At 58.0% G+C, this 14,435-nt stretch carries 12 protein-coding genes; all 12 read right to left on the reverse strand.

Annotation, left to right across the window (positions count from 1 at the left end):
- Positions 1-182: 182 nt before the first annotated feature.
- The 12 genes from NYE26_RS28690 to crtI (NYE26_RS28745) all read right to left on the reverse strand — a co-directional run bounded on the left by NYE26_RS28690 (position 183) and on the right by crtI (NYE26_RS28745) (position 14,251).
- Positions 183-1,247, reverse strand: coding sequence for a HemK/PrmC family methyltransferase (locus tag NYE26_RS28690; protein WP_339251895.1), 1,065 nt, complete (start codon positions 1,245-1,247; stop codon positions 183-185).
- Positions 1,248-1,272: 25 nt separating this feature from the next.
- Entirely contained in the window at positions 1,273-2,340 is a 1,068-nt protein-coding gene (gene prfA / locus NYE26_RS28695) for a peptide chain release factor 1 (RefSeq protein ID WP_209868464.1), read from the reverse strand.
- 284 nt (positions 2,341-2,624) lie between these two features.
- The gene (ychF, locus tag NYE26_RS28700) at positions 2,625-3,725 is read right to left on the reverse strand and encodes a redox-regulated ATPase YchF (protein WP_036726185.1); all 1,101 of its coding nucleotides are present in this window, start codon (positions 3,723-3,725) and stop codon (positions 2,625-2,627) included.
- A 146-nt stretch (positions 3,726-3,871) separates the two neighbouring features.
- Positions 3,872-4,345 carry a GNAT family N-acetyltransferase gene (locus NYE26_RS28705; RefSeq protein ID WP_339251898.1) on the reverse strand — a complete coding sequence of 158 codons (474 nt, stop codon included), beginning with the start codon at positions 4,343-4,345 and terminating at the stop codon, positions 3,872-3,874.
- Positions 4,346-4,389: 44 nt separating this feature from the next.
- On the reverse strand, positions 4,390-5,535 hold the full coding sequence (gene fni / locus NYE26_RS28710; RefSeq protein ID WP_339251900.1) for a type 2 isopentenyl-diphosphate Delta-isomerase: 1,146 nt from the start codon (positions 5,533-5,535) through the stop codon (positions 4,390-4,392).
- Between the two features lie 666 nt (positions 5,536-6,201).
- Positions 6,202-7,677 carry a phytoene desaturase family protein gene (gene crtI / locus NYE26_RS28715; RefSeq protein WP_339251902.1) on the reverse strand — a complete coding sequence of 492 codons (1,476 nt, stop codon included), beginning with the start codon at positions 7,675-7,677 and terminating at the stop codon, positions 6,202-6,204.
- Positions 7,674-8,834: a glycosyltransferase family A protein gene (locus NYE26_RS28720; protein ID WP_339251904.1), complete on the reverse strand. Its 1,161-nt coding sequence runs from the start codon at positions 8,832-8,834 to the stop codon at positions 7,674-7,676. The genes crtI (NYE26_RS28715) and NYE26_RS28720 overlap by 4 nt, the downstream gene beginning before the upstream one ends.
- The gene (locus NYE26_RS28725) at positions 8,831-9,571 is read right to left on the reverse strand and encodes a lysophospholipid acyltransferase family protein (RefSeq protein WP_051478075.1); all 741 of its coding nucleotides are present in this window, start codon (positions 9,569-9,571) and stop codon (positions 8,831-8,833) included. Before NYE26_RS28725 ends, NYE26_RS28720 begins: the two co-directional genes overlap by 4 nt.
- Positions 9,540-10,325 carry a carotenoid biosynthesis protein gene (locus NYE26_RS28730; protein ID WP_339251907.1) on the reverse strand — a complete coding sequence of 262 codons (786 nt, stop codon included), beginning with the start codon at positions 10,323-10,325 and terminating at the stop codon, positions 9,540-9,542. Before NYE26_RS28730 ends, NYE26_RS28725 begins: the two co-directional genes overlap by 32 nt.
- Positions 10,326-10,327: 2 nt before the next feature.
- Positions 10,328-11,185 carry a phytoene/squalene synthase family protein gene (locus NYE26_RS28735; protein WP_339251908.1) on the reverse strand — a complete coding sequence of 286 codons (858 nt, stop codon included), beginning with the start codon at positions 11,183-11,185 and terminating at the stop codon, positions 10,328-10,330.
- Positions 11,178-12,698: a phytoene desaturase family protein gene (gene crtI, locus NYE26_RS28740; RefSeq protein ID WP_339251910.1), complete on the reverse strand. Its 1,521-nt coding sequence runs from the start codon at positions 12,696-12,698 to the stop codon at positions 11,178-11,180. The genes NYE26_RS28735 and crtI (NYE26_RS28740) overlap by 8 nt, the downstream gene beginning before the upstream one ends.
- The gene (gene crtI / locus NYE26_RS28745; protein WP_339251912.1) at positions 12,695-14,251 is read right to left on the reverse strand and encodes a phytoene desaturase family protein; all 1,557 of its coding nucleotides are present in this window, start codon (positions 14,249-14,251) and stop codon (positions 12,695-12,697) included. Before crtI (NYE26_RS28745) ends, crtI (NYE26_RS28740) begins: the two co-directional genes overlap by 4 nt.
- Positions 14,252-14,435: the final 184 nt, after the last annotated feature.

Below are 14,435 nucleotides of genomic sequence, written 5' to 3' on the forward strand. Positions count from 1 at the left end.
GAGCGGACCTTATTCGCTGCAAAAGCACCTTCCCGGAAATTATGCGGACAGAGAGGACGCTATTCGTTCAGTTGGTTGCTCAAACAGGCTTGTTTACAGGTAATAAGGTCTTCTCAGTCCACAAGAGTTGGTCATTTCGCGTTATTTGAGCAAATAGCGTCTTCTCAGTCCGTTCCCCGTCCTCACCGTGCTATCCCGAGCACATGCCGGGGAATCCCGGCGAGATCATCGATGGTGATGATCTCGTCCCAATGTCCGGCTGCCCGCAGCAGTCCGGCCACCTGCTCGGCCTGCCCCTGGCCGAGCTCAAAGCCGACCAGGCGCGGCGGAGCCGGGAGCAGCGGCAGCTGCTCCATCATGCGGCGGTACGGGTCCAGCCCGTCCCCGCCGCCGTCCAGTGCCGTGCGCGGCTCATGGTCGCGCACCTCGCGCTGCAGCCCGGCGATGTCGCCGCCGGGGATGTACGGCGGGTTGGAGACGAGAATATCCGTCTCCAGCCCCGCGAACGGCTCGAGCAGATCGCCGAGCCGCAGGTCCACCGCCGTGCCGTGCCGCTGCGCATTGCGCCGGGCCACGGCCAGCGCGCTGGGCGAGATATCGCCGGCGCAGACCCGCCACGCCGGCGCTTCCGCCGCCAGCGTGACGGAGATGGCTCCGCTGCCGGCGCCGATATCGACGGCGGTCAGCGGCCGTGCGGCGCCGGCTGCGCCCGCGCCGCTCACCCGGGGGGCTGCGTTGCGGCCCGCCCCGCTGTGGGCGGCTGCTTCATCCGCAGCCGCCATAGTTCCCGGTGCGGCTTCGCCCCGCACCACTCCAGCCTCACCGCCCGCAGTTGTCCACTGCTCGTCTCCTTCAACTTCACGTGCGGCTTCGTCCCGCACCCCCGCCAGACCGTCCGGCCACAGCTCCGCGCCGTACTTCAGGATCGCCTCGACGAGCAGCTCCGTCTCCGGGCGGGGGATCAGTACATCGGGCGTGACCTCGAAGGCCCGTCCGTAGAACTCTTGCTCGCGGGTGATGTATTGCACCGGTTCTCCCGCCGCCCGGCGGGTCACCAGCGCTTCCCATTCGGCCTTGAGAACCGGCGGGAACGGATCAGCCAGCGCCATATAATAAGCCGCCCCGGACAAGCCCAGCACATGCTCCAGCAGGAGCTGGCTGCTGCGCTGCGGCTCCGTAAGGCCGTGTCCGGCCAAAAAAGAAGAAGCCTCCGCAAAGGCTTCCCGGATGCTTTGCAATTCCGACATGACGTAAGAGTCGTGTTTCAAAGCATTATTCTCCTTTTTCCATCAATTCTGCTTGTTCCGCAATCGACAGTGCCGAGATAATCTCGGTAATATCCCCGTTCATCACCTGATCCAGACGGTGGAGGGTTAAGCCGATCCGGTGATCCGTCACACGGCTCTGCGGGAAGTTGTAGGTGCGGATACGCTCACTGCGGTCACCGGTTCCCACCTTGCTTTTACGTTCTCCGGAGTACTTCGCTTCCTCTTCCTGACGCTTCAGATCCGAGATCCGGGTACGCAGCACCTTCAGCGCCTTATCCTTGTTGGAGTTCTGGGACTTGCCGTCCTGGCAGGTAGCCACGATCCCCGTAGGTACATGGGTTACACGTACTGCTGATTTGGTCGTGTTAACGGACTGTCCGCCCGCGCCGCTCGAACAGAAGGTATCGACACGGATATCCTTGTCATGAATCTCGATTTCGAAATCTTCCGCTTCCGGCATTACAGCAACCGTAGAGGTAGACGTATGGATACGTCCGCCGGATTCTGTGGTAGGTATACGCTGCACACGGTGTGCGCCGCTTTCGAATTTCATTTTGCTGTAAGCGCCGCGCCCGTTAATCAGGAAGATCACTTCCTTGAAGCCGCCGAGATCATTCGTGTTCACATCCATCAGCTCTACGCGCCAGCCTTGAGTATCGGCATAACGGGTATACATCCGGTAGAGGTCAGAGGCGAACAAGGCCGCTTCGTCCCCGCCGGCTGCGCCGCGGATTTCTACGATTACGTTCTTATCGTCGTTAGGGTCCTTAGGCAGCAGGAGCAGACGAATCTTCTCCTCAAGAATGGCCTGACGCTCGGACAGGTCATCGATCTCCATCTTGACCATTTCTTTCATTTCATCATCAAGCTTCTCGGCCTGCATCATCTTCGCGGCTTCAAGCTCTTCCATTACGTTCTTATATTCGCTATACGCCTCGAAGGCGGGCTGCAAGTCGGATTGTTCTTTGGAATAGTCCCTCAGTTTCTTACTGTCGCTTGCAACATCCGGGTCACATAGCAGTTCACTGAGTTTCTCATAGCGGTCCGCCAGGGATTGCAATCGGTCCAACAAGGGAATTCACCTCTCCTGATTCAAATTCTTCGTTCATTATTACTTTAAATTGTTGCTACAACTGAAGTAGATATACGACTTTATATTATACCACCACAAGCCTCAATTGGCTACAGCACATACGGCGGGCCGGGGATTTTTTTAAATTTTGATTCTATATGATCTTATGATGTTGAGCCTCCGGCCAGCTTATACACCGGCACCGAGTCCGAATGACGAAAAGAAACCATCCAGCAAGCAAACCTCTACTCCTGAATGGCCTCTCTATAACAAGCGAAAAGTATCTATACGTTGAACCGGAAATGCATAACGTCGCCGTCCTGCACCAGATATTCCTTACCTTCCAGACGCAGCTGCCCGCGTTCCTTGGCACCGTTCATTGAACCTGCCGCCACCAGATCGGTATAAGCTACAACCTCCGCCCGGATAAAACCGCGCTCGAAGTCCGTATGAATCACGCCCGCTGCTCCAGGGGCCTTAGTGCCCTTGCGGATAGTCCAGGCACGAACCTCTTGAACGCCCGCAGTGAAATAAGTGTACAGACCCAGCAGCTTGTAAGCCGCTTTGATCAGACGGTTAAGCCCAGATTCCTGCAGACCCAGCTCCTCCAGGAACATCGCCTTGTCTTCGCCTTCCAGCTCTGCAATCTCCGCTTCCACCTTGGCACTAATCGGCACGACTTCAGCGTTCTCGGCTGCTGCGAATTCACGGACCTGCTGCACATAAGGATTCTCCTCGGCAGTCGCCACTTCATCCTCGCCCACATTCGCCGCATACAGCACGGGCTTCAGGGTGAGCAGGTGAAGATCACGCACGATCTGGCGCTCATCGTCAGACAATTCCAGACTGCGTGCAGGCTGGTCCTGATACAGGGCTTCCTTCACACGCTCCAGGACTTCTACTTCCTGGGCGTATTTCTTGTCGCCGCCCTTGATGTTTTTGCGGGAACGCTCGATCCGCTTCTCCACGCTCTCCAGGTCAGCCAGAATCAGCTCCAGGTTAATCGTCTGGATGTCGCTGATCGGATTCACCTTGCCGTCTACATGGGTCACGTTCTCATCGACGAAGCAGCGCACCACATGAACAATGGCATCCACCTCGCGGATATGGGCCAGGAACTTGTTGCCCAGGCCTTCGCCCTTGCTCGCACCGCGCACCAGTCCGGCAATGTCGACGAATTCAAAAGCGGTCGGAACCGTCTTGTTCGGCTGTACCAGCTCCACCAGCTTATCCAGACGTTCGTCCGGCACTTCTACAACCCCGACGTTCGGGTCGATGGTGCAGAATGGATAGTTGGCGGATTCTGCGCCCGCTTGTGTAATTGCATTGAATAATGTCGATTTGCCTACGTTGGGAAGTCCAACGATACCTGCTTTCAAAGCCATTTATATGACAACTCCTATTTTCGGTTGGTTTGATCACCGCATGAAATACCGAACTGATCTCAAACCATTATATATTAGAACAAATTCTCCAGCAACAGCAGAAGTCAAGCGGACAGCAAAATACCCCGCAAAGGGGTCTGCCTTACCTATAGGGTTTTGGACATTGTGATGTCTGTAACCTGGAAGCCCATTTTCTTGTATAGCCCGAAGGCGCGTTCGTTATGCCCGAAGACATGCAGGCCGATCTTGACCGCCTTCAGCTTCCGGGCTTCTTCATCCAACAAGAGTAGTGTCTGCTTGCCATAGCCCCGGCCCTGGAACGGCTCAAAGATATAAATGTCATAAATGAACGCCTCCCGCACCCCGCCGTTCTCGCTCACGTTGAACCAGAGATAACCGGCCCCAGTCCCCGAAGCGTCCTCTACTACCGAATAGAAATAAGCTCCCGCCGTATTGAGGCCTTGCGGCAGGTAGCGATTCATCGATTCCTGGGCCTGCGCTAACGCTGTATCTGCATCCCAGGCTCCGGCTTGTACTTTCTCTTCTGCGTAGTCGCGGGTAGATTGCTTCAAGAACGACTGAAACGCAGATTCGTCCATCGGGACCAATGTAATCGTCATTTGGATACCTTCCTTCGGTTCTGATTATAAAAGCAAGCCTGGCGTTAGCGCCGGACCAGACGGGGCGTTCCACGCAGTGCGGCAAGGTCCGGTGCGCCGATACCGAACATCACCGTCCGCAGCTCCAGCTCTACCTGGGCCAGCGCCTGATCCAGCGCCTCCTCGGAGCTGACGGCCGCACCCAGCAGCCCCCGTCCGAAGCCCGCCAGATCGGCGCCAAGGGCCAGCGCCTTGGCGGCATCGACGCCGTGCTTCAGCCCGCCGCTGCCGATCAATGCCCCGCGCGGGGAGACCGCACGGACCTCGGCAATGCACTCCGCCGTGGGAATGCCCCAGTCCGCGAAGGCCTCCGCAGCCGCACGCCGTACCGGGTCGATGCTGCGGAACTTCTCTACTTGGCTCCATGAAGTGCCGCCAGCCCCGGCTACATCAATGAAGGCAGCGCCAGCCTGATAAAGCCGGGCGGCGGTATCGCCGTCAATCCCCCAGCCGACCTCCTTGATCCCCACTGGAATCTCAAGGCTCCGGCATAATGCCTCTATCCGCTGCAGCAGGGAACCGAAGCCAGTGTCACCCTCGGGCTGGAATACCTCCTGCAGCCCGTTCAGATGGAGAACCAGCCAATCGGCTCCGGCAATCTCAACCGCCCGGCGGCATTCTTCTACCCCGAAGCCGTAAGCGAGCTGCACGGCTCCGACATTGGCAATGACCGGAATCGTGGGTGCATTGGCCCGCACATGGAAGGTAGCAGCCAGCTCCGCACGTTCTACAGCCGCGCGCACCGAGCCGACGCCAAGCGCCCAGCCCCGGCGCTCCGCCGCTTCGGCCAGCCGCTCATTGATCTTCCCTGTAGCCGCGCTTCCCCCGGTCATAGAGCTGATCAGCAGCGGGGTACGCAGCGTACGGCCTAAGAACTCAGTACCCAGTGAGATGGTATCGTAATCCAGCTCCGGCAGCGCGTTATGGCGGAACCGGTACTGCTCGAACCCGGTTGTAATTCCGTTACCGGCCACATCTTCATTCAGGCAGAGCCTTACATGCTCAATCTTCCGTTCTCCAGTTCTGGAGTCGGGCAGCAGAGATTTATGTCCGGCATGGCCTGAGCCTGCTGCCTCCTGACCTGGCTGGGGCCCTGTTCCTGAGGGCTTCACAGCGCTCTGCGGCACACCGTTTCGCGGCATATCATTCATGCTGTCTTCCTCCGTTTCTGCTTTACTATTCTCAAACTATAACAACATCACCCTACGGAGAATGTATGCTGTTTTTCGCACACATTCGGCCATGCGCCTGCCTGGGAGCACGATGTATGCTGTTTTCAACATACATTCGGCCCATGCGCCTGCGTGCGAGCACTATGTATGCTGTTTTCCACATACAGTTGGCCCATGCGCCTGCGTGCGAGTACAATGTATGCTGTTTTTCACATACATTCGGCCATACGCCTGCCTGTGAGCACAATGTATGCTGTTTTCCACATACATTTGGGCCATACGCCTGCGTGCGAGCACAATGTATGCTGTTTTTCACATACATTCGGCCTTACGCCTGCCTGCGAGCACAATGTATACTGTTTTCCACATACATTCGGCCCATGCGCCTGCGTGCGAGCAAGATGTATACTGTTTTCCACATACATTCGGCCATACGCCTGCGTGCGAGCACTATGTATGCTGTTTTCCACATACATTCAGCAACAAAGACACTCTACGAGTTATTCAAGGACTGGTGCCGCCCCTAAAAGGCGGCGAAACCGTCTCCACTTGCAATATATCCCGCTCCACAATTACCTTCCATTATAGCACAACTATTGCACAACCCCGCTCGGCAACTGAACGCGCTGGCGGGGTCCTCACTCTTCATACATGGCTTGCAATATATTCGCCCACCAGCCTGCCGGACAAGGACACCACAGGGGTTCCCCCGCCGGGATGCGTGGTTCCGCCCACATACCACAGTCCCTTAACATCGCTGGAACGGTTGCCCGGGCGGGAGAAGGTCTGCTTCACCGTATTGGAGGAAATCCCGTAAATGGCCCCCTGATGTGCCAGCGTATCGCGGGCGATATCCTGCGGGGTGTAACGCTCCAGCACATCTGCGGACGACAGCCCTCTCACACCGTGACTCTCCAGTACAGAAATCACCCGCTCCCCGTACGCATCCCTCTCCTCACTCCAGTCACAGGCCGGGCTCAGATAAGGCGCATTAGCCAGAATGAACAGGTTGCTGCCGCCCGCAGGCGCCAGCTCAGGCTCGGAATAACCGGAATGGCATACATACACTGTCGGCTGCTGCGGCGGACGCTTATGCTCGAAGATATCCTTGAATTCCTGCTCGTAGTTCTCCGGGAAAAACACCGTATGATGCAGCAGCGCATCATACGTGCGCGGCACACCCGCCAGCGTTACCAGCCCCGACAGGGAGGGTTCGTAGGCTTCAATCTTGCGGTCCGTCATTCCAGGACGAACCGCTTCCGGCAGCAGCATCCGGTTGATGCTCAGGACATCGCCACCGGCAATCACGGTCTTGGCCGGGTAGAAGCCCTGCGCCGTATCCACACCTTCCACCGCACCGGAGACTACGGAAATCCCCGTCACCTCTGTGCCTGTGATCAGCCGTACGCCCAGATTACGGGCGAGTGAAGACAGACCGCTGATTAATTCATAGGTGCCGCCCTTCACCCCGTATACGCCTTCCTGAATCTCCAGATGACCAAGCATGGCGAAGATGGAGGGGGAGCGATACGGCGATGATCCGACATAGGTGGCGTAGCGGCCCAGCATAGCCAGCGTATTCGGGTGGCTGAAGTAGCGGAGCAGCAAGCTATGCAGGCTGAGAAAAGGCCTTACGCGCACCAGATCCCGCACAAGGGAAGGCGAGAGCTTATCCCTCCAGGATAGCAGCAGCCTGTTCAGGAACTGCTTCTCGCTGAGCTGATACAGCCGCGAGGCTTCCTCCAGAAACTCCGGGAGCCGCGCAGCATCCGCCGGGCTGTAAGAGGCCATCTGCTCCTGCATTCGCCCGGTATCCCTTGAGAAATCGACAACCCTGCCGTCTGCGAAGACATTGCGGGTGCGCGGCTCCAGCTCATAGAGCTGGACATAATCCTCCATGCGGGCTCCCGCAAGCTCATAGAGCGAGCGGAAGACATGGGGCATCGTAATTGTACTCGGGCCGCGGTCGAAGGTGTAGCCCCCCGCCTTCACACGCTGCAGCTTGCCGCCCGGCTGCTGCTGGCGTTCCAGCACAGTGACTTCCCAGCCCGCCGCGGCAAGGGTGACCGCACAGGACAACCCCCCGAATCCGGCGCCTATGATGACTGCCTTCGGTTTCATCCATAACGCCTTCCTTTCCATTCATAGCCTGCGCGCGTGCGGCTTCCGCGCCAGGACGCCACAGCAATCAGCGACAGGCAGAGTACACTCGCCGGGAGTAGGAGACAGAACCAGAACGGCTGCCGACCGGCAGCATCGCTGGTCCGTTTCACGGCCAGACCGGCAAACAGCGCAGCAGCGGGCCAGAGGGCCACACTGGGCTGTGCGCTTAGGGCATAGTACAGAACGGCGGCGGCCGGTGCCACGTACAGCGACAGATATGCAATAAGCACACCCAGCAGCAGCAGCGGGCTGCGGCCGATGCCGGCATAGATATTCTTCCGGTAGCCATTCCATACTTGCCGGGCATTGTGATACATCCGCATGAACACCTGCTCCGTAACATCCATGAGCGCCACCGTTCCGCCCGACCGCTTCACGGCGCGGGCCAGCGCCATGTCATCCACCAGCTCGCTGCGGATGGCATCATGCCCGCCGCAGCTGTCGTAACTGTCCCGGTGAATCAGGATGAAACCCCCATGCGCCGCAACAAACCGCGGATCTCTGGAGCCGCGGACCAGCGGAATGGGCAGGTGGCAGATGATGGTGAAGACCATCAGGGGAACAACCAGCCGCTCCAGCCAGGTTCCGGTCATCTGCCGGGGGAAGCCGGTAATCATGCCGCCGCCCGCTGCTTCAGCAGCAGAAAGCGCCGCCTGAAGCGCCCCGTGCTGAAGACGGACATCTGCGTCCAGGAACAGCAGCCAGTCTCCGCTTGCCGCTTCTGCAAGCTGAGCGCAGGCATGGGACTTGCCCAGCCAGCCCTCCGGCAGCTCTCTTCCCTTCAGAACGCGTACTCCGCTGCCCGCTGCTGCGGCAATAGCCCCCGTTCCGTCAGTTGATGAATCATCCAGTACAATAATCTCCACCCCGATTCCGCCGGTGTTTGAGGCCAGTACAGAGGAGAGGCAGTCCCCAATATTATCCGCTTCATCCCGGGCGGGGATCAGTACCGATAAGCTCAAGGCCCGTGAGGATGCCGTTGCTTTTGCTGGCAGCGCCTTCGCCGCTCTTGTACCGACCGCTGCCCCCAGCTTGGGGAGCTGCGCTGCATTCCATATTGCGAACAATAGCTGGAGCAACACAACACCGGTTACAGCCTGAAAGAATACGTTCATCCTCTCCCACCGCCCGGCCGCAGCAGGTCAAGCCATTCATTGGTAGATCTACCCCGGCGGAGCAGCGGCCTGAATTCATCCGGCATATAGCCTTGATGGTTAAGCACTCTGCTGCGGTGGGACTCCAGTTGTCCGCCAAGAACAGTCTCCAGCGTACGGGCTACCCTTGAGCGGTCCATCTCCGCCCAAGGGAGCAGCAGCGGCGCACCGGCCAGCAGCGTAGCCTCCGGCTTCGTATGCCGGAACAGGCCGTGGTATAGCGTCACTGGGACAACGGCCGTCTGCGGACTGAGCCGCAGCGCCAGGGCCGCCCCTTCCTTCAGGCTCAGCGGCCGGTGCTCCAGCGGCCGGATTTCCCCTTCAGGATACATCCAGACATTCTCACCCGCCTGCAGCAGCCCGGCTGTATACCGCAGCGAAGCCCGTGCATCCCCTGGACTTCCAGGGTTAATGGAATACGCGCCAAGCTTTCTGAAGAAGGCATACTTCCGGAGCTGCTCCTCTTCCATCATGAAATAATGACGCTTCCCCGGCAGCTTCCCTGCGGCGTGATAGGCCAGCAGGCCGTCCCACCACGAGCTGTGATTCATGAGGTAGAGAATCCCCCGCCCGGCAGCGGCAGCGGGCTGAAGCTCTCCGCTGATTCCAATGAAGTGGAAATGTCTGCGCAGCAGGTACAAGGAATTATAACGGTAGAATAACCAGTCAAACCTTCCCGATGGAACGGCTTCCAGCATAGCGTAGACTCCCTTCGGCCAAAGCGGTGCCTGCTCCGGCGATCACCGCGCAGGCAGGCAATCCCTCTGTCAGGCTGATCAGGCCGAACAGGATCAGGATCGCCTGATACAGGCGGGTGCCCCGGCGGGCAGCCAGGCGGGTGAACGGCACAGCCGGGAGCAGCATAGACAAGGCAGCGCCTGCAATCAGCCAGCCGGTGAAATTGCTCCAGGGCACCTGATAGAAGCCCCCGCCGCCCTCCCAATGCCAGAAGTTCCTGGCATGGGCAACAGGATCGAGCACCAGATCCATCAGGACCGTCCAGAAGCCTACCTGCACGGCCCGCAGCAGCAGAAGCCGGAGGCCGCGCTGTCCGAAATCATGGCTGATCAGCACAGCATTACACACAACAGCAATCCAGGCGAAACCCAGGGTAACCGGCACACCAAATAATAAAGGCCCGAGAATAGTAGAATAATTATAATCCCCAAACAACCGCCCGGAATGCACGCCTACCCATTCGACGGCCATTCCGCCTAACCAGATCAGAGCCGCAGCATACCAGAATCGCTTGGTCATCCGGCCTCCTGAAGAATTGACTGACCAGTCAGACATGAAGGGTTTGAATTGCCCCTTGATTAATAAGTCCAGCCCGTAGACACCATAGAATACGAGAAATAATCCGTTAGAGAACTTCAGACTATCCGGAATTCCGAACACGATCAGCAGCAGCGCTCCGATGGTATACCAGATCCAAAAAAGGGTTCGGACCATCGCTAGACCACCGCAGTTCTTACACCGGCATAACGCACGACCGTACGCTGGAACAGCTGAAGCTTGGCTTCATCGCTGACATAGGATCTTTTGCGGAAAACATCATACCCGTCTGCCTCCACAGCATCCAGAATAGCAGCATAGAAGGATGCGGCAAGTTCAATGGCCAGACCGCTCTCCAAAGGATACGTGTGCACATGCTCCAGCCCTCGCCGGAACCAGTCCAACGCTTCTGTCCGCAGCTCCTGGATAACGGCAGTGAAACGGTGATTGACCTCCCCGTTCTCCAGCTCCTGCTGGCTGTAGCCATGTCCCTCCATCACCTCAAGCGGCACATATCTGCGTCCTCTTCTGAGATCCTCACCCACATCGCGGATGATATTGACCAGCTGCATTCCTATCCCCAGCGCAATTCCCGATGTCCGTGCCGCTTCACTCTGATCATCCCGCAGAACAGGCAGCAGCATCTCCCCTACCGTTCCCGCTACAAGATAACAGTAATCCTTAAGCTGCTCCATCGTGTCATAGGCTGTGAAGGTAAGATCTCTAAGCTGTCCCTCCATTTGCAAAAGGAACGGCTCACGCTGAAGCTGCGGGAAGCTGCTGAACAGCCAGCGCAGCGCCGGCCAGATGAAATGCCCGTCCGCCTGCTCCAGATTCATGAAATGCTCCCGCAGCTCATGAATGCTGTACGGCGCGCCTTCCGGCTCATCCACACTATCGTCTATAATCCGGCAGAAGGCATAAATAACATGCACCGCTTCACGCCTGGGACTTGGCAGAACATCAAACGCCTTATGGAACGAAGTGGATCCTTTCTTCATCAGTTCCTCACATTGCTGCAGTATCCTTTCATCCATGTACGCTCATCTCCTTTATCATTTCCTGAACGGCAAGCTTCGCTCCCTGCATGACGATCGGCACACCGCCGCCCGGATGGACGGAAGCACCTGCGGCATACAATCCCTTGAGCGGATAAGGCTTCGGCTGGGGCCGGAATACCCCCGACTGGCTCAGCAGCGGTGCAATACCGAAGCTGCCCCCGCCATACATCCCTTCCTGCTCCGCATCGGCAGGCGTTCTAAGCCTGCGCCAGATCACACTCGCGGCTAGCCCGGGGAAGCCCCGTTTCTCGGCATCTGCCATGACTTTATCGGCTAGTGCTCCGGCTATTTCCTCCCAGTTCTTATCCGGCGCCGCCGGGACGGGAACAAGGAAATACAGCACGCTCTGTCCGGGAGGAACTGCACTATCGTCCAGCGCTACCGGATTAAATACATAATAAGAAGAATCCTGAGGAATTTGTCCCCGGTCAAACAGCTCATGCAGGCTGCTGTTCAGACTATCCGGCAGGAAGAACTGATGCACCAGCGACTCCGGCCAGCGCTTGTCTGTGGCCGCATAGATCAGCAGACAGCCCGAGGAGGGCTTCCAGCTTCCGCGTTTTATGGCCTTGGCCGATACGGATCTGCCCTTATTCGCCGTCACAACCGGTGCCTGTTCCTGCTTGAACACACCAGGCGGCAGCAACTTCTCTACATTCGGGAAATCTCCATTGTACAGAACGGCATCATAAGGAATCGGCCGCCCCTGAACAACAACTCCGCAGCAGCGGCTTCCTTCAACAAGCAAGGATTCCACCTCAGCGCCCGTATGAATCTGTACCCCGCGGTCTTCCAGCTCCCGGGCCATGATCTGCGGCAGCGTCCCGTATCCGCCCTTCAGCATCCAGATGCCGAAGGCATGCTCGGCGTAAGGAAGCATGGTGTAGATACCGGGTGTGCGGAAGGGCGCTCCTCCAATATAGAGGCTCTGCAGGGAGAACGCATCCTTAAGCTCCTCATTACGAAAATACTGGCCGATCGCAGAGCGCAGATTCCGGTAAGCACGCAGGCGGACCATCAGCGACAGGTTAGCCGGACTAAAGAATTCCCGCCCGCTGGCATACCCCCGCTCCAGGAACGAGGTCCGCCCCTGCGGATACAGCACCGACATGTCCTTCATGAACCGGGTGAAGCCCTTGCCCTCTCCGGGATAGAGCCGGTCAATCTCCTCCGCCTGCGCCGATGCATCCGCGAATTTGGTTAACACACGCCCGCTTCGGAAGTGAACCCGGTAGAGCGGATCACAGTGCAGCAGCTCCAGACTGGATCGCGGAAGGCCGCCTTCCTCCAGAATACCCAGAAGCATCTCCGGCAGCAGCACGATGGTAGGCCCGCGGTCAATCCGGTAGCCGTCCTGCTCTTCAAAGGCCACACGCCCGCCCGCTTGGGCTGCGCGCTCATAGATCACCACCTCATGTCCCTGACGGGTAAGCAGCAGCGCCGCCGTCAGCCCGCCGATTCCGCTGCCTACGATGGCAATGCGGCTCATAACGGAACCCCCGCACCTGCGCCGGGCGCACCCGCCTGTACGGTGAACCGCCCCCGCACAGCCTGGTCATGCTCCCGCAGCAGCCGTGCGCTGATCTTGGCCGACTCGAAGATCGTCGGCAGGCCGCTGCCCGGATGGGTTCCCCCGCCGACCAGCCAGATGCCGCGTACCTCCTCGAAGGTATTATGCGGCCGCAGATGCATCATCTGCCCGAGATTATGAGCCAGATTGAAGGTGGCCCCGTTATATACATTCTGCTGGTTCTGCCAGTCCAGCGGAGAGAAGAACAGGCTCTCTTCCACGCGTCCGGCGATTCCGGCCAGCTGCGGGATCTGCTGCAGCCGCTCCATCATCCAGTCCTCCACCTCCGCACGCTCTTGCTCCCAGTTGATATCGGCACTCAGATTAGGCACCGGCATCAGCACGTAGAGCGAGGACTTACCGGGAGGCGCCAGTGTCTTATCGATGACTGACGGATTATGAATATAGATAGAAGCATCCTCCGACAGAACGCCCAGCTCCGTGATCTCTTTGACATTACGCCGGTAATCGTCCGCGAAATGAACCGAATGATGACTGAGGTGCACCTCTCCATCCACACCGAGGTAGAGCATGGCGGTGGAGCAGGAATATCTTTTGCGGGCAATCTTAGCAGGGGTATATTTCTTCAGAAGTCCAGGCTCGAACAGTTGGGTCATTGCAGATCCAAAATCTGCACCAATCACAATATAATCCGCATCCACCTTCTCTCCGTTCTCCAGCAGCAAGCCTGCGGCCTGCCCGTCCTTGACGATAATGCGCTTCACCCCGCTTGCGGTATGAACCCGCCCGCCATGCTCCTGGATGACCTCAGCCATAGCCTGAAGCACACGGTTAATGCCGCCAGTCGGATGATAGAGGCCGTAACGGTGCTCCATGTACGACAAAATCGTGAAGGTGCCCGGACACTCCCAAGGCGACATTCCCAGATACTTGGCCTGGAACGTGAACGAGAACCGCAGCCGCTCATCATCGAAATAACGGGACAACCGGTTATACACGGTGTCTGTAGCGTTCAGCTTAGGCAGCGCGTGGAACACATCTCTTTTAACATAATCCCCTAACGATTGGAACGGACGCTGCAGCAGCGGGATCACCCGCTCCAGCTTGTCGGCTTCTTCGGCCATGAACCGGCGGTAGCCGTTGCCATTGCCCGGGAACAGCCGCTCAATCTCCTCGGCCGTCTGATCCTGGTTCGTGGAAGGCGTAAATACGGTATCTCCAAAATGCAGTGAATACAGCGGATCAAGCGGTGTAAGCGAGACATAGTCATGCACCGAACGCCCTGCCATGGTGAACAGCTCCTCCAGCAAATGCGGCATCATCAAGAAGGTGGCTCCCCGGTCAAAACGGTAGTCTCCCAGCTTCAGCTCGCCTGATCTTCCGCCAACTTCTGCCTGTTGTTCATAAAGATCTACTTCATATCCTTCGGCGGCAAGCAGCATGGCGGCGGCCAGCCCGCCCGGTCCTGCGCCGATTACTGCGACTTTTGCGGTATCTGTGGTTCGGATCAAGCGACGTCCTCCTTCGTTCAAACATTATACAAAAACTATACAATAGTGATACAAATATCATACATACTTTGCCGGGTCATGTAAATATCATCCGCCGGACTTCCAGCAATTTGGTTGCTAGACTTGTCCATAGCAAAAGAACCGGACAGCCCCGCAAGCGGGTCCTGACCGGTTCCATAAAATC

The sequence above is a fragment of the Paenibacillus sp. FSL P2-0136 genome (assembly GCF_037975325.1).
In the GTDB taxonomy this organism is placed as follows: Bacteria; Bacillota; Bacilli; order Paenibacillales; family Paenibacillaceae; genus Paenibacillus_AQ; species Paenibacillus_AQ silagei.